The organism is Streptomyces sp. NPDC058307 (assembly GCF_042880295.1).
Classification (GTDB): Bacteria; Actinomycetota; Actinomycetes; order Streptomycetales; family Streptomycetaceae; genus Streptomyces.
In genome coordinates this window covers 94351-112946 of the sequence record NZ_JBHVYZ010000008.1, presented here as the reverse complement: position 1 = coordinate 112946, position 18596 = coordinate 94351, and the positions used below count along the sequence as shown (strand labels likewise).

The window sequence follows — 18596 nt, the reverse complement described above, 5'->3', positions numbered from 1 at the left end:
TCTCAGTCGCGTTCCCCGGCGGCGAGCGCCTTCGCCTCCGTCTTCTCGTCGATACCCACCACCGGCCGGTCCGGGCGCTGCGGCGCCACCCCGCCGAGCTCCAGCAGCCACTTCCAGGTGTCGGCCACCGTCTCGGTGACCGGACGGCAGCGCAGGCCCGCCGCGGCGGCCCGCGAGGTGTCCGCGCCGTGGAGGGTGGTGTGCAGGTCGGTGTCCGGCGGGACCCACACCGGAAGGCCGGTCCACGGGGCGATGCCCGCGCCGAGGACGGCGTCCGGGTCGGTCCAGCGCAGTTCGGCGTGCGCGCCGGTCACCGCCACGCAGGCGTCGAGGAGTTCGCCCGTCGTGGTGTGGCCCGGTGGACTCACCAGGTTGTACGGTCCGCTGTGCCCCGCCGCGGAGGCCTCCAGCACCCACTCCGCCAGGTCGCGGGCGTCGACGTACTGGAGCGGGAGGTCCCGGGGTCCGGGTGCGAGGACCGGGCCGCCGCGGGCGATACGGCCCAGCCACCACGGGAGCCGGCCGATGTTCTCGTACGGGCCGAGGATCAGGCCGGCCCGTACGAGAAGGGAACGGTCCGCGCCGAAGGCCTCGACGGCGGCCAGTTCACCGCCCCGCTTGTCCCGGGCGTAGTCGGTCTGCTCCGCGTCGGCCGCGGCGCCCTCGACCACAGGCGCGTCCTCGGTGTATCCGGCCGGCTGCGGCCAGGTGTACACCGAGCAGCTCGACACGTACGCGTACCGGGCGGCGCGGTCCCGCAGCAGCCGTGCCGTGTCCCGGACCGCGCGGGGCGCCGCCGACCAGGTGTCCACGACCAGGTCCCAGGGGCCCCCTTCGGCGAGGGCCGCGAGACCGCCGGGCGCGGTGCGGTCGCCGTGCAGCGACCGCACCCCGGCCACGGGCGCGTGCCGTCCCCGGTGGAAGACGGTCACGTCCCAGCCGTGCGCCAGGGCCGCCTCGGCGACGGCCCGGCCGACGAACTCCGTACCACCCAGCAGAAGAAGTCTCATACCGGTGACTGTGCCCGCCGGGACGGCGCGGGGGAACCCCGATCTGCCGTGGGCAGAGGCCGTGCGCAGAGGCCGTGGGCAGACCGGTCAGCCGCCGGTCGGCGGGGTGTACTTGTAGCCGACCCGCCGCACGGTCTGGATCGCGCCCCGGAAGTCCGCGCCCAGCTTGCGGCGCAGCCGGGCGATGTGGACGTCGACGGTACGGCCGTCGCCCACGTGGCCGTAGCCCCAGACCGTGGTGACCAGCTGGTCGCGGGTGTGGACCCGGTGAGGGTGCTGGACGAGGTGGGCGAGGAGCTCGAACTCCAGGTAGGTGAGGTCGAGTTCCCTGCCGTTCACCTCGGCGGTGCGCTGCACGGTGTCGATCCGCACGAGGGGGGCCTCGGCGTCGGCGGCAGCGTCTGCGATCGCCGGCTCCTGGGGGAAGGGCGGGTGCTGGTCGGCCGGGACGAGCACCAGGTAGCCGATCATCGGGGGCTGGCCCGGCAGGGCGGGCAGGGTGTGCTGGGGAGCGGGCAGCCAGGTCGCGCCCGGGGGGAGGAAATCCGCCACGTTCAGGACCTCGTCCGGGCCGACGGCTCGCAGTCGGTGCCGTGCGCCGTTCTCGGACGGGGCGGGAAGGGTGGCGGTGGAGAGAGAACGAGTGGTCGCCATGAGGTCAGCTCTTTCGCGCGGAGGGTCGTCGAGGGACGTACGCTTGCGCGCTGGCCGAAGGCCGGGGTACGGCTTTAGAGGGCCTGCGCGTTCGTCGCGCGGCAACACACCCGGTCGAAGTCATGGTGCTGACGGGAAGGCCAGAAGGGCTCGAGGTCATGGCGACCCGTCGCGCTGCACTTCCGGTAGCTGGCCATGAGCTCATTGAAGCAGACGTCGGCCGACAACAGGAGCCTCCTCTCACTGCTCGGACAATTCCTTGGCTTGAAATTGGCGTGGCACCTGTGCGGCGCGACGCGCCGAGGGGCGCCCACCGTGGCCGGTGGACGCCCCTCGGGAAGCAGCGGGGGGGATCAGACCTGGCCGGCCTTCTCCAGCGCCGAGCAGCAGGTGTCGACGATCAGCCGCGTCACGACGTACGGGTCGACGTTGGCGTTCGGGCGGCGGTCCTCGATGTAGCCCTTGCCGTCCTTCTCGACCTGCCACGGGATACGGACCGAGGCGCCGCGGTTGGAGACGCCGTAGGAGTACTCGTTCCACGGGGCGGTCTCGTGCAGGCCGGTCAGGCGGTCGTCGATGCCGGCGCCGTAGTTCTTGACGTGGTCGAGCGGCTTGGAGCCCTCCCCCAGCGACTCGGCGGCGGTGATGATCGCCTCGTAGGTCTCGCGCATCGCCTTGGTGGAGAAGTTGGTGTGCGCGCCCGCGCCGTTCCAGTCGCCCTTCACCGGCTTCGGGTCCAGGGTCGCGGCGACGCCGAAGTCCTCGGCGGTGCGGTAGAGCAGCCAGCGGGCCACCCACAGGTGGTCGGAGACCTCCAGCGGGGAGACCGGGCCGACCTGGAACTCCCACTGGCCGGGCATGACCTCGGCGTTGATGCCGGAGATGGCGAGGCCGGCCTTGAGGCAGTTCTCCAGGTGGGCCTCGACGATGTCACGGCCGAAGATCTCGTCGGCGCCGACACCGCAGTAGTAGCCGCCCTGCGGGGCCGGGAAGCCGCCCTTGGGGAAGCCGAGCGGGTAGCCGTCCTTGAAGAAGGTGTACTCCTGCTCGATGCCGAAGATCGGCTCCTGGGAGGCGAACTTCTCGGCGACCTCGGTGAGCGCGGCACGGGTGTTGGACTCGTGCGGCGTCATGTCGATGTTGAGGACCTCGCACAGGACGAGGATGTCGTCGCCGCCGCGGATCGGGTCGGGGCAGGAGAAGACCGGCTTGAGGACACGGTCCGAGGAGTGGCCCTCGGCCTGGTTCGTGGACGACCCGTCGAAGCCCCAGATGCCCAGCTCGGCGCCCTTGGCGTCGTCCGCCAGGATCTTCGTCTTCGAACGGAGCTTGGCCGTCGGCTGGGTGCCGTCGATCCAGATGTACTCAGCCTTGAAGCTCACGGGCCACTTCCTTCGGGGATGTGTCTGGGGCACTGCGGGTGCTGCGGCGCTGCGGCACTGAAACGCCGCCTCTTGGTGCTCGCGAGCCTGTCAACAGGCGATTTCCCGGTCATTGCTCGAATGTGAACCCCGTGTTACCTGGTGGTGCTGTGGCGAAATTCATGGTGTGAGCACGGGAGAGGGTGTATCTGGCACCACTCCCCGGCCGGGCGGCCAGACCCAGTGACCCGCGTCGCCCCCTCGGCGAGACTGACCGTATGACCATGCAGACGGGGAACGGCAGCTGGGGTACGAGGGTGCGGGCCATCGGGCTCGCGGCCGTACGGGGGTTCGCGCTGGCGCTGGTGACGCTGCCGGGGGCGCTGCTCGGTTTCACGCTCGCCCTGCTGTCGATCGCGCTCGTGCCGATCGGGATCGGCCTGTTCACGACCCCCTGGGTGCTCACGGGGGTACGGGCCTTCGCGGACTGGCGGCGGGTCCTGGCCGCCGAGTGGAGCGGGGTGCGGATCCCGTCGGCGTACCGGCCGGAACCGAAGGACGCCAAGCCCTGGACCCGCACCTACGGGATGCTGCTCGACCCTGCGGTCTGGCGGGACCTGCGGTGGCTGCAGGTGGACATGACGGCGGGGTTCGTGACCGCCCTGCTGCCGGCGGTGCTCGTCTTCTATCCGCTGGAGGGGATCGCGGTCGCGGCCGGGCTGTGGCGGCCGCTCGCGGAGCTGGGCGGCGGCTACTGGTACGGCTTCGTGCATGTCTCCGACCAGGCCTCCGCGCTCGCCGCCGGCGCCCTGGGTGTCGCCCTGCTGTCCCTCGCCCCGTTCGCCCCGCGTCTGCTGACCGTCCACTTCCGGCTCACCCGGGCCGTACTCGGCGCGGGCCAGGGCGAGTTGGCCGAACGCGTCCGGGTCCTCACCGAGACCCGGCGGGACGCCGTGGACACCTCCGCGGCCGAACTGCGGCGCATCGAGCGGGACCTGCACGACGGGGCACAGGCCCGCCTGGTCGCCATGGGCATGGACCTCGGCACCATCGAGGTGCTCCTCGACAAGGATCCCGCGCAGGCGAAGCGGCTCCTCGCACAGGCCCGCCAGTCCTCCGCGGACGCGCTCACCGAACTGCGCGACCTGGTGCGCGGCATTCATCCGCCGGTGCTGGCGGAGCGCGGACTGGGCGACGCCGTACGGGCGTTGGCGCTCAGGATGCCGGTCCCGACCGAGGTGACCGTGGAGCTCGAGGGCCGGGCGGACGCGCCCGTGGAGTCGGCCGCCTACTTCGCGGTCAGCGAGATCCTCACCAACGCGGTCAAGCACTCGGGTGCCGACCAGATCTGGATCGACCTGCACCAGGTGGAGCGGATGCTGCGGATCACGGTCACGGACAACGGCCGGGGTGGCGCAGGGATCACGGCCGGTTCGGGACTGGCCGGGGTGGAGCGGCGGCTGGGTACATTCGACGGCGTCCTGGCCGTCGGCTCACCCGCGGGCGGTCCCACCATGGTGACCATGGAGATCCCTTGCGCGTAGTCCTGGCCGAAGACCTCTTCCTATTGCGTGACGGTCTCGTACGGCTCCTCGAAGCCCATGACTTCGAGATCGCCGCGGCCGTCGAGAGCGGGCCCGAGCTGGCCCGGGCGCTGGCCGAGCTGGAACCGGACGTCGCCGTGGTCGACGTACGGCTGCCGCCGACGCACACCGACGAGGGGCTGCAGTGCGCGCTGAACGCCCGGCGGGAGCGACCCGGGCTGCCGGTGCTGGTGCTCTCCCAGCACGTGGAGCAGCTGTACGCGCGCGAGCTGCTCGCCGACGGCACCGGCGGCGTGGGCTATCTGCTCAAGGACCGGGTGTTCGACGCGGAGCAGTTCGTGGACGCCGTACGGCGGGTCGCGGCGGGCGGTACGGCGATGGACCCGCAGGTGATCCAGCAGCTGCTGACCCGGCGGGCCGCCGACGACCAGCCGCTCGCCCGCATCACGCCCCGCGAGCGGGAGGTGCTCGAGCTGATGGCGCAGGGGCGGACGAACGCGGCGATCGCCGGCAGGCTCGTCGTCACGGAACGGGCGATCGCCAAGCACACCGCCAACATCTTCGCCAAACTGGGCCTTGAGGTGTCGGACGACGACAATCGCCGCGTTCTGGCGGTGCTCGCGTATCTGGACCGGGGCCGGTGAGCAGACGTTCATTCTCTGTAACTCCTGCTGCTCAGGGGCCTGTTGTCACCCCGAGGCCGGGCAAACCTCTGATTTGTTTGTGGGACTGGTGAACACCCTTGGGACGCCATGCGTATGGGAGGGCGCCGCTTCACTCCTGTCGGGCGCCTCGATAGCCCCGAAAAAGGAAGTCAGAGGAGTTCCATGGGACGCAATACACGTAAACGCCGCTCGTCGATGGCCTCGAAGGCCATAGCCGCGTCGGCGGCCCTAGCGCTCGGTGGGGGCGGGCTGATCTGGGCGAACTTCTACGCTTCGGCGCACGAGTCGAACAACAACGGCTGGTCCCAGAACCAGACCAAGGCCGCCGCCGCGCAGGTGGCGACCATCTCGTGCCCCGACGTCGGTCAGAAGCTGACGAACGTGCCTCAGAACGCGCGTCAGGGGGTGGCCACGGAGCTGGCCAACCTGGACAAGCAGATCACCGAGGCCTACGCCAGGCTCGCCTCGACGCGACAGGCCCAGGCAGGTGACCCGGGGTTCGTCCAGAACGCCATCGTCGGTCCCCTGAAGGAGAAGCGGGCGGCCACGATCGACCGGATCCGCATCGACATCCAGCGGGTCGGGGGTCAGTTCAACACCGCACTCAGCCAGTTGGCCGCCTGCACGACGCAGAACGCGGCCCCGCAGACCAACGCCGGCAACGGCGGCCAGCAGAACGGTGGTCAGCAGAACAACGGCGGCCAGCAGCAGAACGGCGGCCAGAACAATGGCGGCCAGCAGAACAACGGTGGTCAGCAGAACAACGGTGGTCAGCAGAACGGCGGCCAGCAGCAGGGCAACGGCGGACAGGGCGGCAACGGCCCGGTCGCGGCCGACTTCGTGGACATCACCAAGGTCCAGGGCAACGCCCAGCTCGGTGTCGGCCAGAACGGCCTCCCTGCCAACGGCAACTCGGGCTCCAAGGGCAGCTTCACCACCAAGTGCGGCACCAACGCGAACAAGAACCACAACACCGACAACGTGATCGTCGCCCCCGGTGTCGCCAACGGTGCCCACCACCTGCACGACTACGTCGGCAACCAGAGCAACGACGCCTTCGCGAGCGACCAGGAACTGGCGGCGGCCACGACCACCTGCCAGAACCAGGGCGACAAGTCCTCGTACTTCTGGCCGGTGCTGCGTCTGCAGAACGGCACGCAGGACTTCGACCAGAACAAGGACGGCGGTGGCAAGGAAGGCAACGTCGGCAAGATCCTGCAGGCCTCCCAGGCGCAGATCAAGTTCGTCGGCAACAAGAAGGGCAACGTCGTCGCGATGCCGACCGCCCTTCGCATCATCACCGGTGACGCCAAGGCCTTCGTCAACGGCAACGCCAACGCCAACGTGAACTGGTCCTGCACCGGCTTCGAGAACAAGGTGCAGCTGCACGACAAGTACCCGATCTGCCCGCAGGGCAGCCAGGTGGTGCGCACGACCGACTTCCAGAGCTGCTGGGACGGTCAGAACATCGACAGCGCCAACCACCGCACCCACGTGGCGTTCGTCCAGGCCGACGGCAGCTGCGCCAACGGCTTCAAGGCGATCCCGCAGCTCCAGGTCCGGCTCGTCTACAACGTCCCGGCCCCGAAGCTGCAGAACGGCACGGTCGTCAACCCCTACGCGGTGGACACCTTCCCGGAGAACCTGCACAAGCCGATCACCGACCACAACGACTTCATCAACTTCTTCTCCACGAACACGATGAACCAGATGGTCAACTGCATCAACACCGGCAAGAAGTGCCAGTGACGCACTGAGCTGACGCACTGAGAAAGCCGGCGGTGAGAATCTCTCACCGCCGGCTTTCTTGTGTCCGCGTCCTCGGTGCGCCTAGTGCGTGCCCATCTTCGAGTGGTCCGTGCCCTCCTCGATGTCCCCGCCGAGCGTCTTGCGCAGCCCCGTCACCGTCTTGGTGGTGTCGCCGACGGCGACCCACTTGCGGCCGACCAGGAAGTGACCGCCGTAGTCCTTGGCGCCGTTGATCCACTCGCGCTGGCCGCGGTCGGTGGCGAAGGTGGCGAGGATGAACTTGCCGGCGGCGTCCTTGGACTTCTTGCACACGGCCTGGCGCAGTTCGTCGGCGTCGATCTGGATGTTGGGCGTGCACTTCACCTCGGCGGCCAGGTGCTCCAGGCTGCCGGTGGCCGCGGGCGGCACCGTGGCGGCCGTCGCGTCACCGCCGGATCCGCAGCCCGCCAGCGCCAGCACCGCGGCCGCGCCGGTCAGCGCGAGCATCGGTCGGGTCAACCTCATGTGTTCCTCCGGTCACGGGGTCACGTCGGACGGGCCCCGGCGGGGGTCCGTCTCCCCCCATACGGCTGTGGAGCGCGGGACGCTCAAATCCTGGTGTCATCAGGGATACGGCTGTGCGAAAGTGTGCCGGTGAACGACGACTGGGAGAAGCGGGTCGACGCCGCCTGGGCGAGCTTCGACATATATCCGGAAGAACGGGCGGCCGAGTTCCGGGCCGTGATCGACGCACTCGTGGCCGAGCTGCCGGACGGCAGTCCCCTCGGTCTCTTCGAGCGGGCCTGCGCCTGGGACTCGACGGGGCACTCCGACAAGGCCGCCCCGCTGTACCGTGAGGCGCTCGCGAAGGGGCTCAGCCAGGAGAGCGGCTACAAGGGCCGCCGCGCCAAGATCCAGCTGTCCAGTTCGCTCAGGAACATCGGGCAGGCGGCGGAGGGCGTCGAGCTGCTCACGCCCGAACTGGACGCCCCGTCCGACGAGTTGGACGACGCCGTCCGCGCCACGCTCGCCCTGTGCCTGTCCAGCCTCGGCCGGGACCGCGAGGGTCTCTCACTGGTCCTGGGCGCGCTGGCCCCCCATCTGCCGCGCTACCAGCGGTCGATGGCCAACTACGCGCGCGCCCTGGTCGAACCGGCCGACTGAATTCGCCCAGCGGCGATGATCTCGTGCCGCGATGTGGCCGCAGAGCCGCGGAGACCATCGCGACGCAGGTCACCTGGGGTTCCCGTGAATGCTCCGCGTCCCACCGGTCACCGGGACCGGACGCCCCGCTCCCGCACCACCCCGCGGGACGCGGCGGCGGCGGTGACCAACCGACGATTCGCTCGTTCTGCTGAACGTGCAGTCACAGGATGTCGCCCCGCGCCCCGCGCCCGCTTCCGGCTCCGCCGCCGACCCCGTCGTCGATGTGGAGCAGGCCGAGGCCGCGCTCGTCGAGCACTACCCCCGGCTGGTCCGGCTCGCCTATCTGGTGCTGCCGCCGGGCCTGGGCCGGGGACGCCGGGTCCTGACCGCGCACGCCCTCGCCCAGCGGGCCCTGCCGCGGGGCCGGAAGGCGACGCCCGTGATCCCGGCCCAGTCGGCCGGCCGCGACGGCGACCCCGGCTACGCCTTCGTCCGCCTCCAGGTGGTGCGTACGGCACTGGAGGCGGGCCTGCCGCTCAGGCGCAGGGCGTGGCCCAAGCGCTCCCAGCTCCCGCCGCTGCTCCCCCAGGTGTGGGGACTCAGGCTCTTCCCGCGCTCCGGCGGTGCCGACGAACTCGCCCTGGACCAGCGCCTGTCGGCCATGTCAGGGCCGGCCCGCGCCGCCTTCGTCCTGCGCGGCCTGGAGAAGCTCCCCGAGGGTGACGTACGGGAGCTGCTGACGGCGGCGGGCGTGGCCGACGTGGACGCGGCGCTCGACGAGGCCGCCTCCGCCGAGGCCGGCTCTGCCGAGACCGGCTCCGCCGAGGACCGGTACGCCCTCCTCGACTCCCCCGAGTTCGACCCCTGCTCGCTCCAGGCCCGCCCCACCGACCTGATGCGGCGCAGGCAGCACATGAAGGCCGCGCTGGCCGCCGCCGCGGCCGTCGCGGTGTGCGGGGCACTGCTCGGCATGCCCGGTGACGGCTGGGGTCCGGACGGCGCCGCCGCACCCCCCTATGCGCAGAACCCCGCCGCCCAGGCCGCCCTGAACCCGGCCCTGCTGCTCAGGGTCCCGGCCGCCGCGTGGGAGTCCTCGGCGCGCACCGACTTCTCCGTGTGGCCCGCACGCGGCGACCGCACCGGCGACAAGGCCCTGCTGCGCCGCGCCCTCACCGTCTGGGCCCGCCCCGGCGAGAGCGTCCAGGTCTCCGCGACCCCCGGCACCCCGTCGGGCGGCCCCGCAGGACCGCCGCAGCTCCTGTACGCCGGGACCGTCGACAACGCGCGCGTGGTGCTCCTCTACGACGGTCTGCGCATCGTCCGCTACGCCGAGCCGCGCGACGGCACCCAGGGCGCCGCCCTGGACTTCGCCCGGGTCGACGGCGCGGACCGGGCCGGGGCGGGCGCGGTCGTGCTGGGCCGCGCCGACGGCAACATCCGCTATCTGACGGCTCCTTGGGTGACGAAGGCCGCCGAGCGGGACCTGCTGAAGCCGGGCGCCGGTGCCATGGACCTCACGCTGACCGGCGGCGCCACCGCACCGATGGCGGGACCCGCGCAGAGCGGCGCCTGCACCTCCTGGAACGTGCTCCAGCTGACGGACGCCTCCGGCACCCGGCTGCTGACCGACCTCGGCGAGCTGGTCCCGGCCCGCCTCACCACCGGCCGCCCCGGGTCCGTGAAGGACGTCTCCGGAGCGGGGGCGCTGCGCGCCTGGGCGCCGTACGCCTGTTCGCTGGGTGCGATGCGCTCCTCGGGCGTGCGCGCGGTGAACGCCTGGGCGTACGCGTCGCAACCGCTGCCCGAGGCGGGCGGTGCGGCCGACTGGGTGTGCACCCGGGCCGAGACCTGGCAGGGCGGCGGGGAGCGGGTGCTGGCCCAGTTCCACACGCCGGGCTCGCCGTACGGGGCGGTCGCGGCCAAGGCCGAGAACGTGCCGGCGTGCGGGGCGAAGGATCCGCAGGTGCTGGCCGGGGTGCTGTGGAAGTCGGGGACCGGCTCCTGGTACCTGCTGGCGGCGGGGAGCCGGGGGACGTCGTCGATCGGCGCGACGGGCGGCGTGAAGGGGTCCGCCCCGGGCAACCTCCTGGCAGTGAAGGCGGATCAGGGGGCTCAGGCCGAGCTGAAGGCGACCCTGGAGGACGGGCGGACGGTCGGCGGACTCCGCTGACACCGCCGACCGGATCGGCCCGTTCGAGGCCGGATTCGATCGGTAAGGTGTTCGTATGACAACCGGGGTCCGTCGAAGAATGGGAGTCGAGGAACGGCGTCAGCAGTTGATCGGCGTCGCCCTCGAACTGTTCGCCCGCCGCTCGCCCGACGAGGTCTCCATCGACGAGATAGCGTCGGCGGCCGGAATCTCCCGGCCACTGGTCTACCACTACTTCCCCGGCAAACTCAGCCTGTACGAGGCCGCGTTGAAGCGGGCGGCACAGGATCTGGCGAGCCGGTTCGAGGAACCGCACACGGGATCGCTGGGCGGCCGGCTGCTGCGGGTGATGCGCCGCTTCTTCGACTTCGTGGACGAACACGGCCCGGGTTTCTCGGCGTTGATGCGCGGCGGCCCCGCCGTAGGCTCCTCGGCGACGAACGCCCTCATCGACTCCGTACGGCAGGTCGCCTACGAGCAGATCCTGTCGCATCTGCGGGTGACGGACCCGCCCGCACGCCTGGAACTGCTCATCCGCTCCTGGATCTCGCTCGTCGAGTCGACGGCCCTGATCTGGCTGGACGGCCGCCGCATCCCGCGCGCCGAACTGGAGAGGCAGCTCGTCCACGACTTCGCCGCGCTGGCCGCGGTGAGCGCGGCCCACGACGAGGAGATGACCGCGCTGCTGCGCCACATGCTCAGGGACGAGCCGAACGACGGCCCCTTCACGGACCTCGCCGCCCGGCTGATCGCGCTGGCTTCATAGGCCCTGTCGGCCTAGAGCACGGCCTTGGTGTAGGAGGGGTCCAGGTCGCGTACCTCGGCGGAGAGGTGCACGGTGAGGCCCTCGGCGGGTCCGACGTGCTTGCGCAGCAGTTCCACGACTGCCTCGGTGAGCTTCGCCTTGGTCTCCTCGGACCGTCCGGCGAGCAGGGCGAGCGTGACGTTCACGATCGCGTGGTTCCTGATCTCGCCGCCGACCGCCTCGTCCTCGGTGCGCAGGACCCGGGTCTTGCAGGCCTCGAGCTTCGCGGCCGCCGTCTCGACGACGACCGGGTGCAGCGCCAGGGCGAACTCCTCCCAGTCGACATGGTCGAGATACGGGGAGTGTTCGACGGTGATCTGCGGCATGAGGACTCCTGTTCTACGACGGCACAGGTCACCCTAGCCGCAGCGCCAGCATGGCGATGTCGTCCTCCCGGTCGTGGCCGAAGGTGTCCAGGAGGGTGTCGCACAGCGCGTCAAGGCCGGGCAGGGCGCCCGAGGAGGCCGCGCGCAGGTGTTCCAGGGAGGCCGTGAGGTCGGTGCCCCGGGTCTCGATGAGGCCGTCGGTGACCATGAGGAGCCGGTCGGTGGGTTCGAGGAACAGCTCGGTGGCCGGCGGATGGGGCAGGCCGACCCCGAGCAGCGGGCCGGCCGCCTCGGCGTAGTCGGCGGTGCCGGTGTCGTGGACGATCAGCGGCGGGATGTGACCGGCGTTGGCGATCCGGGTGCGCCCGGTGTCCGGGTCGATCAGGGCCAGGCAGACGGTGGCCGTGGTGTCGGGGTGGTAGCGCCTCAGCGTCCGGTCGAGGCGCTCGGCGAGCACGGCCGGATCGCTCTCGTCGACGGCGTAGGCCCGCAGCGCGTGCCGGAGTTCGACCATGACGGTCGCCGCGTCAAGCGAGTGCCCGACGACATCGCCGACCGCGGTCAGCACGCCCTCGTCCACGCGCAGCGCGGCGTAGAAGTCGCCGCCGATCTCGGTCTGCCGGGAGGCGGGGACGTACCGGACCACGACGTCGATGCCGGGCAGGTCGGGCAGCCGGTGCGGCTGGGGCAGGAAGCTGTGCTGGAGGGTGAGGGCGACATGCCGCTCGACCTTGTACATGAGCAGCGGCTGGGCGGCCAGCGCGGTGGCCTGGGCCAGCTGGGCCAGCAGGGCCTCGCCCTCCAGGCCCACCCTGCGCATTCCGCGCGCGGGCGCGGCCAGGCACACCGGGGCCCGGCCGTCCTGGGTGACGACGAGCGCGAGGCGGGCGTCCTGCTCGACGCCGGGCCGGAAGAACCCGCTGGGCCACAGCGGCGCGGGCACGGTGGTCAGCTGCACTCCGGCCTGCCCGCGGGTGAGCCGGCGCAGCAGTCCTGCGACGGCCTGGTCGGCGGCCTCGCCGGGCAGTGCGACGGGGATGCGGTCGCGGGACAGACCGCGGTAGAGCTGGTCGTCCTGGTCGAGGACGAAGACCGCGGCGGGGGTGCCGGTGAGCCGCGCGACACCCTCGGCGGCCGCGTCGGACAGCTCCTGGAGGGTGCGTGCCGACTGGATGGTGACGATCGTCTCGGAGAGCAGGGTGAGCCGTCGTACGAGCGCCTGGTCACCGGCCCGCAGTTGCGCGTTGCGTACGGCGGCCCGGACCACCGCCTCGATCTCCAGGGGCTCGGCGGGCACCCGCAGATAGGCCTCGACGCCCGCGTCCAGGCCCTGGCAGAAGTCGGCCGGGGGCGAGGCCGCGGCGGAGAAGTGCACGACGGGCATCCCGGCCGTGTGCGGGCGTTCCTTGAACAGCCGGCACAGGTCGAAGCCGCTCATGTCGGGCAGCCCGACGTCGACGAGCGCCACGTCCGGCAGGGTGCCCTTGAGCCGTCGTGCGTCGAGTTCGGCGAGGGCCTCGCCGCCGGTGGCGACCGGTACGACCCGGTGCCCGGCGCGGCTCAGCACGGTGCCCACGGCGTACCGGCTGGCTTCCACGTCGTCCACGACCATCACGGTCGTGCCTGTCAGCTTGCTTTTTGCGTCCATCTGTCACCCCTCGGGCAACACCGGTGGAGCAGACCGCGTTTCGAGGTCTGCTCCACCAAGGTAATGCGTTCAGCTAGGGATGGCGGAGGAAAACGGCCACGGTTCTCGCCGGAACGGCGAACGTACCGGATTCCTTCTCGTAGGACGCCTCCTTGACGATAGGGTCCGCCCCCGCCAGCTGCACGGGCTGCAGCCGGTAGGTGCTTCCGGCAAGGGCGCCGGCCCGCTGGCTCTGTGCCTCGGGTGTCGCGTTGAAGACGACGACCAGGTCACCGAGTGCCATCGTGATCACCCCGGGCGTCTCCGCCGTGCCGGACAGCGGGAAGGACAGCCGCGACTGCACCTGGTCCGCGGTGCCGAGCGAGAACGCCTTCTCCGTCGTACGGATCCGCAGCAGGTCCTGGTACGCGGCCGACGCCCCCTCGATCTGCGCGCAGCCGACCTGTACCGAGCCCAGCAGCGGCTTGGCGTACGGCCACTTGGAGGCGTTGTCGGCCGCCATGGGCAGTCCGCGGCCGAAGCCGTTGCCGTCCCGGCAGTCCCAGTGGATCGCGTTGAACCAGTCGCCGCTGTCGAAGGAGTTGCGGTCCAGGGACTTGGAGCGCAACAGGTCGGTGCCCGCCTGGGAGAGCGCCGGGCCCTGGGAGAGGGCGGCCGTGGCCAGGGCGAGAACCTGCATCCGGGCCCGGTCGGAGGCGCTGGTACCGGCGGGCAGTTTGTACGTCAGCGCGTCGAACAGTGACTCGTTGTCGTGCGCGTCGGCGTAGGCGAGGGCGTCACCGGGCGCGTCGGCGTATCCGGCGGGCTGCCCGTTGTAGTCGACCTGGGCACCGGTGACCTCCTTGCCGTCGCTGCCGGTGAAGCGGTACGTCGCGAGGTTGCCGGACAGGCCCACCTTGATGAGGTCCTGGTAGTGGAGCAGGCGGGCCTTCTGCTGCGCCGGAGTCCCGTTCGCCGTCGACCCGTTGGGGTCGGTGTACAGCCCGGACGCGAAGCCCTGGACGCCGGGGTCCTCGTCGAAGGGGCCGCCGCCGCGTACGGCGTCACGGGCACGGTCGGAGAAGGTCGCGATCCCGGTCCCGGCCATGTTCTTCTGCGTGGCCTGCACGAAGCGGGCGTCGTCGGCGACCTCGCCGAAGTTCCAGCCCTCGCCGTACAGGATGATCTTCTTGCCGTCGACGCCGTCCTTCTCGAGGGTCAGCACGTCGAGGGCCTTGCGCACGGCCAGGATGTTGGCCCTGGGGTGGTGGCCCATGAGGTCGAAGCGGAACCCGTCGACCTTGTACTCCCTGGCCCAGGTGACGATCGAGTCGACGACCAGCTTGCCCATCATGGCGTTCTCGGTGGCCGTGTTCGCGCAGCAGGTGCTGGTGGCCACCGAACCGTCGGCGAGGAGCCGCTGGTAGTAGCCGGGCACGATCCGGTCGAGGACGCTGGTGGCGGCCTGTCCGCTCGCCGCGGTGTGGTTGTAGACGACGTCCATGACGACCCTCAGCCCGTCGTCGTTGAGGGACTTGACCATCTTCCGGAACTCGACCGTGCGGCCGGTGCCGTTCGGGTCGGTCGCGTACGAGCCCTCGGGGACGGTGTAGTGGTACGGGTCGTAGCCCCAGTTGTAGGCGTCCTTGGCGGCCGACTTCGCCACGCACTCCTGCTGCCGGTCGGAGTCGGCCGGGTAGGAGGCGAGGTCGCAGTCGGGGGTCGCCTGGTCTTCCCGGCGTTCGGGGATGGTCGCGATGTCGAAGGCGGGCAGGAGGTGGACGTAGCTGGTCCCCGACTTCGCGAGCGCCTTGAGGTGCCTGGAGCCGTCGCTGTCCTTGTCGGTGAAGGCGAGGTAGGTGCCCCGGTCCCCGGCCGGCACGGTCTTTTCCGCCACCGAGAAGTCCCGGACGTGCAGCTCCTGGATCTCGGCGTCCCTGAGCGGTACGGCCTTCGGCTTGGTGTACGTCGACCAGCCGCCCGGGGCCAGGGACCTGTCGTCCAGGTCGACGACGAGGCTGCGCTCGGAGTCGGTGGTGAGGGCGACCGAGTAGGGGTCGGTGACCTTGTTGGTGACGACCTTGCGGACGGCGGGCGCCCAGACCTTCACGACGTACCGATAGGGCTTGCCCTTCCAGGACCGGGGGCCGGTGACGGACCAGACGCCGGTGGTGGCGTTCCGCGTCATCGTGACGAGGTCCCCGTCGAGCTCCAGCCGCACCGACTGCGCGGTGGGCGCCCAGACGGACAGCGTGGGGCGCCCCTTGTGGAAGACGGGGCCCAGCTCGGCCTTCGTGGCGGCGGGATACAGGTCGTCGAGCACGCCGGCGATCTGGACGCCGGTGGCGCTCAGCACCGCGCCGTTCGCGGCACGTTGGGAGGCGACGAGCTGACCGGACAGGGCCTGCTTCACCCGGTCACGGTCACGGGGGTCGACGGACCAGGCCTGGTAGTCCTTCAGCTGCGGGAACTTCGCCTTCTGCGCGTCGGTGAGGGTGGTCCTGGTCAGCCGCAGCCACCGCTCGTCGTCGCTGGTCAGGGTCCCGTCGTGGACGGTGATCGAGCCGTCGTGGGAGGACAGCAGCTGGGTGGAGGCGGCCGCCTCGGAACCGTTCCAGGCGACCGTGTTCCGGTCGATCCAGACCGCCTTGGAGGTGGTCGGGTCTAGCGCGGAGGCCGACCCGGCGGGCTGCGGGAGCAGGTACTTCCCCTGGCCGTTCAGCAGCCACACCTCGTGGCCGTTCGCCGTGAGGTCGAGGGACTGGTCGGTGGGCAGGTCCTTCTCGTCGCCCTTGTGGATGATGTAACCCAGGCTCGTGGCACCGTCGTTGAGCGGTACCTCGTAGACCGCGCCGTAGGCGTCCGTCCGCACCGGTTCCAGCGGCTTCGACCAGTCGGTGGGGTGCGCGGCGCCGGTCCAGACGTGCAGACCCCAGCCGTCGTAGTTCCCGTCGGCGCGGTGGTAGTGGACGACCGCCTTGGTCCTGTCCTGCGCCGGGTAGTCGGGCCGCTGTGTCTGTACGGCGTCCTTGCCCTGCTCGATCCAGATCTCACCGGTCCTGGTGACGTCGATCGTGCGGTCGGTGGAGACGTCCTTGTTCCCGTCCTTGTCGATGACGAGGAAGCCCACGGTCGAGGCGCCGGGCTTCAGCTTGACGTAGGCGAAGGCGCCGTACGCGTCCCGGCCGACGAAGGGGTGGCTGTCGGGCCAGGTGGTGGACTCGCCGTCGGCGAGGTCGCCCCACGCGTACAGACCCAAGTCGGCGTAGTCGCCGTCCGCGCGCTTGTAGTGGACCACCGCGTAGTCGCGGGAGGAGGCGGTGGGGGTCTCGGCCGCGGGCGGGGTTCCGGTGACGGACTCCGCCGTCGCTGAAGCGGTGCGTCCCGTCGAGTCGACGACAACGGCCTTGTAGCGCAGAGCCGTTCCGGCCGGTACGGCCTTGCCGACGGTCTGGGTGACCTTGTACGGCGCGTGGTCGGCGGAGCCGAGCGTCTCCCACTTACCGCCTCCGACCTGGGCGGCGAAGACGACTCGGTCGAGCTGTCCGCCGGCCACGTCGGCGGTGAGGTCCACGGTGCCGGTGGCTCCGGGGGCGGGGGCCTTGAGGATGACCGTCGGCTTGGTGGCGGGCGGGGCGAGCTTGCCGGCGGCCTTGAGGACGATCGCGGAGCCTGCGGGGACGGTGACGGTGATCTTTTTGTCCGCGTCGGAGGCCGTCTTCGCGGACGTCCCGTAGATGCCGGAGAATTCCATGCCGGCCGAACCGGTCGCGAACGTCGCCGACTTGGCCTCGCCGGCGTTGTTGAGGGCGACGACGTACTCGGTGCCGGTCTTGGCGTGGGTGCGGGAGAAGGCGTACACCCCCGGCCCGTCCGCCGCGTACCGCTCCTCCTGGACGCCGTCCGCGAGCGCCGGGTCGGCCTTGCGGAGCTTGGCCAGTCGGGCGATCTGCCGGTACAGCGGCGCGCTCGTGTCGTACGCGTCGCTCGCGTGGGTGCGGTCGGTGCCGATCTCGTCGTCGTCCAGGTAGTCGGCCGTCCTGGAGGCGAACATCGTCTGGCGGGCGTCCTTGTCGCCGCCGGCGCCGGTGAAGCCCTGTTCGTCGCCGTAGTAGACGACGGGGTTGCCGCGGCTGAGGAACATCAGCTCGTTGGCGAGCCGGTCCTTGGCGAGGAGTTCGGCGTCGGTGGCTTTCGGGTTGTCCTGGTTCAGGAAGTACCCGAGGCGGCCCATGTCGTGGTTGCCGAGGAAGGTGACCTGCTCGTACGCGTTGGCCTTGTCGGTCGTGTACTTGTAGTCGTCGCCGAAGACCTTCGCGAGGGACTGTGCGCTGCCGCCCTGGGAGGCGTACTGCCGGGCGGCCTCCTGGAAGGGGAAGTCGAGGGTGGCGTCGAGGCGGCCCTGGGTGACGTACGGCGAGGTGATCGACGTGTCGGCCGAGTAGACCTCGCCGAACATGAAGAAGTCCTTGCGGCCCTGCTCGGCCGCGTAGGCGTCGAGGGCCGTGGCCCACTGGGTCCAGAACTCCATGTTCACGTGCTTCACCGTGTCGATCCGGAAGCCGTCGATGTCGAAGTCCCGGACCCAGCGCCGGTAGATCCTCTCCATGCCGGAGACGACCTCGGGACGTTCGGTCCACAGGTCGTCGAGGCCGGAGAAGTCGCCGTAGGTCGTGGACTCACCGGCGTAGGTCGAGTCTCCGCGGTTGTGGTACATCGTCGGGTCGTTGAGCCAGGAGGGAACCTTGGCGCTCCTGCTGGTGACCGTGGGTGTGCGTGGGAAGGAGTCGGCGTCCACGGCGGGGAACCTCCTGCCGCCGGACGCGTAGTCGGCGTCGTCGAACGGCTCCCCGTCCTTCGTCAGATACGGGAAGGCGCCCTTGGAGAGGTAGTCGTAGGACTTCTCCTCGTAGTCGACGACGTCGGCCGTGTGGTTGGTGATGACGTCGAAGAAGACCTTCATGCCCTTGGCGTGGGCCTTGGAGATGAGGGTCTCCAGGTCCTTGTTGGTGCCGAAGTGCGGGTCGACCTGGGTGAAGTCGGTGATCCAGTAGCCGTGGTAACCGGCGGAGGCGTTGGCCCCCGTGCCCTGGACGGGCCGGTTCTTGAAGATCGGGGCCATCCAGATGGAGGTGGTGCCCAGGCCCTTGATGTAGTCGAGCTTCTTGGTGAGGCCCTTGAGGTCGCCGCCCTGGTAGAAGCCCTTGTCGGTGGGGTCGTAGCCGGTGGTGAGGCGGGTGCCGGTGAGGCCGCCCCTGTCGTTTTTCGGGTCGCCGTTGGCGAAACGGTCCGGCAGGACGAAGTAGAACTGCTCGCGGGTGTCGTCGTGCCGGGCCGGCTGCGCGGCGAGCTTCGCGTCGGAGGGCGGTGGCGGCGGGGTGTCCGCCCGGGCGGACAGCGGCTGGACGAGCGCTGCGGCCAGCGCGGTCACGGTGACCGCGGCGACCCGTCCGGCATGCGTGGTGCGGCGCCTCGACGGCACCGGCCATCTCGGTATCACAGGCGTGAACTCCTTGCGATGTACGGCTCTGCGGGTCCGACCCCGCGTGACCGTATCGCCGCCGTAAGGATTACAGCAAGG

General features: G+C 70.7%; 13 protein-coding genes. 6 read left to right on the top strand and 7 right to left on the bottom strand.

Features of this window, described 5'->3' with window-relative positions:
- Positions 1-2 precede the first annotated feature (2 nt).
- The 3 genes from ACFVYN_RS08800 to glnII all read right to left on the bottom strand — a co-directional run bounded on the left by ACFVYN_RS08800 (position 3) and on the right by glnII (position 3046).
- Positions 3-1010, bottom strand: a complete 1008-nt coding sequence (locus ACFVYN_RS08800; RefSeq protein ID WP_389994532.1) for an NAD-dependent epimerase/dehydratase family protein — start codon at positions 1008-1010, stop codon at positions 3-5.
- A gap of 87 nt (positions 1011-1097) precedes the next feature.
- On the bottom strand, positions 1098-1664 hold the full coding sequence (locus ACFVYN_RS08795) for a winged helix-turn-helix domain-containing protein (RefSeq protein WP_389994529.1): 567 nt from the start codon (positions 1662-1664) through the stop codon (positions 1098-1100).
- Positions 1665-2017: 353 nt separating this feature from the next.
- The gene (glnII, locus tag ACFVYN_RS08790; RefSeq protein ID WP_389994526.1) at positions 2018-3046 is read right to left on the bottom strand and encodes a glutamine synthetase; all 1029 of its coding nucleotides are present in this window, start codon (positions 3044-3046) and stop codon (positions 2018-2020) included.
- Between the two features lie 257 nt (positions 3047-3303).
- On the opposite strand from glnII, the gene ACFVYN_RS08785 reads away from it, so the two are divergent.
- From ACFVYN_RS08785 to ACFVYN_RS08775, 3 genes are all read left to right on the top strand, one after another.
- Positions 3304-4569, top strand: coding sequence for a sensor histidine kinase (locus tag ACFVYN_RS08785; RefSeq protein WP_389994523.1), 1266 nt, complete (start codon positions 3304-3306; stop codon positions 4567-4569).
- Positions 4560-5213: a response regulator gene (locus ACFVYN_RS08780; RefSeq protein WP_389994520.1), complete on the top strand. Its 654-nt coding sequence runs from the start codon at positions 4560-4562 to the stop codon at positions 5211-5213. Before ACFVYN_RS08785 ends, ACFVYN_RS08780 begins: the two co-directional genes overlap by 10 nt.
- A 183-nt stretch (positions 5214-5396) precedes the next feature.
- The gene (locus ACFVYN_RS08775) at positions 5397-6983 is read left to right on the top strand and encodes a DUF1996 domain-containing protein (RefSeq protein WP_389994518.1); all 1587 of its coding nucleotides are present in this window, start codon (positions 5397-5399) and stop codon (positions 6981-6983) included.
- A gap of 81 nt (positions 6984-7064) precedes the next feature.
- On the opposite strand, the gene ACFVYN_RS08770 is transcribed toward ACFVYN_RS08775, so the two are convergent.
- Complete coding sequence (locus ACFVYN_RS08770; protein ID WP_389994516.1) at positions 7065-7487, bottom strand: hypothetical protein; 423 nt, start codon at positions 7485-7487, stop codon at positions 7065-7067.
- A gap of 129 nt (positions 7488-7616) precedes the next feature.
- On the opposite strand from ACFVYN_RS08770, the gene ACFVYN_RS08765 reads away from it, so the two are divergent.
- The 3 genes from ACFVYN_RS08765 to ACFVYN_RS08755 all read left to right on the top strand — a co-directional run bounded on the left by ACFVYN_RS08765 (position 7617) and on the right by ACFVYN_RS08755 (position 11023).
- On the top strand, positions 7617-8126 hold the full coding sequence (locus ACFVYN_RS08765) for a tetratricopeptide repeat protein (protein WP_389994513.1): 510 nt from the start codon (positions 7617-7619) through the stop codon (positions 8124-8126).
- A 196-nt stretch (positions 8127-8322) separates the two neighbouring features.
- Positions 8323-10278 carry a hypothetical protein gene (locus ACFVYN_RS08760; RefSeq protein WP_389994511.1) on the top strand — a complete coding sequence of 652 codons (1956 nt, stop codon included), beginning with the start codon at positions 8323-8325 and terminating at the stop codon, positions 10276-10278.
- Positions 10279-10333: 55 nt separating this feature from the next.
- Positions 10334-11023 (top strand): TetR/AcrR family transcriptional regulator, encoded by a 690-nt coding sequence (locus tag ACFVYN_RS08755; protein WP_389994508.1) that lies wholly within the window; start codon positions 10334-10336, stop codon positions 11021-11023.
- 11 nt (positions 11024-11034) lie between these two features.
- Here ACFVYN_RS08755 and ACFVYN_RS08750 read toward each other — a convergent pair whose 3' ends face one another.
- From ACFVYN_RS08750 to pulA, 3 genes are all read right to left on the bottom strand, one after another.
- Entirely contained in the window at positions 11035-11388 is a 354-nt protein-coding gene (locus tag ACFVYN_RS08750; RefSeq protein WP_069764342.1) for a 5-carboxymethyl-2-hydroxymuconate Delta-isomerase, read from the bottom strand.
- 28 nt (positions 11389-11416) lie between these two features.
- Positions 11417-13036, bottom strand: coding sequence for a SpoIIE family protein phosphatase (locus tag ACFVYN_RS08745; RefSeq protein WP_389994504.1), 1620 nt, complete (start codon positions 13034-13036; stop codon positions 11417-11419).
- Positions 13037-13109: 73 nt separating this feature from the next.
- On the bottom strand, positions 13110-18515 hold the full coding sequence (gene pulA / locus ACFVYN_RS08740; RefSeq protein ID WP_389994501.1) for a pullulanase-type alpha-1,6-glucosidase: 5406 nt from the start codon (positions 18513-18515) through the stop codon (positions 13110-13112).
- Between the last annotated feature and the right edge of the window lie 81 nt (positions 18516-18596).

Bases quoted from the DNA above. Each gene is read 5' to 3' on its own strand.
- ACFVYN_RS08800 (WP_389994532.1), bottom strand. From the start codon at position 1,010: ATGAGACTTCTTCTGCTGGGTGGTACGGAGTTCGTCGGCCGGGCCGTC.
- ACFVYN_RS08795 (WP_389994529.1), bottom strand. From the start codon at position 1,664: ATGGCGACCACTCGTTCTCTCTCCACCGCCACCCTTCCCGCCCCGTCC.
- ACFVYN_RS08785 (WP_389994523.1), top strand. From the start codon at position 3,304: ATGACCATGCAGACGGGGAACGGCAGCTGGGGTACGAGGGTGCGGGCC.
- ACFVYN_RS08775 (WP_389994518.1), top strand. From the start codon at position 5,397: ATGGGACGCAATACACGTAAACGCCGCTCGTCGATGGCCTCGAAGGCC.
- ACFVYN_RS08770 (WP_389994516.1), bottom strand. From the start codon at position 7,487: ATGAGGTTGACCCGACCGATGCTCGCGCTGACCGGCGCGGCCGCGGTG.
- ACFVYN_RS08755 (WP_389994508.1), top strand. From the start codon at position 10,334: ATGACAACCGGGGTCCGTCGAAGAATGGGAGTCGAGGAACGGCGTCAG.
- ACFVYN_RS08750 (WP_069764342.1), bottom strand. From the start codon at position 11,388: ATGCCGCAGATCACCGTCGAACACTCCCCGTATCTCGACCATGTCGAC.
- ACFVYN_RS08745 (WP_389994504.1), bottom strand. From the start codon at position 13,036: ATGGACGCAAAAAGCAAGCTGACAGGCACGACCGTGATGGTCGTGGAC.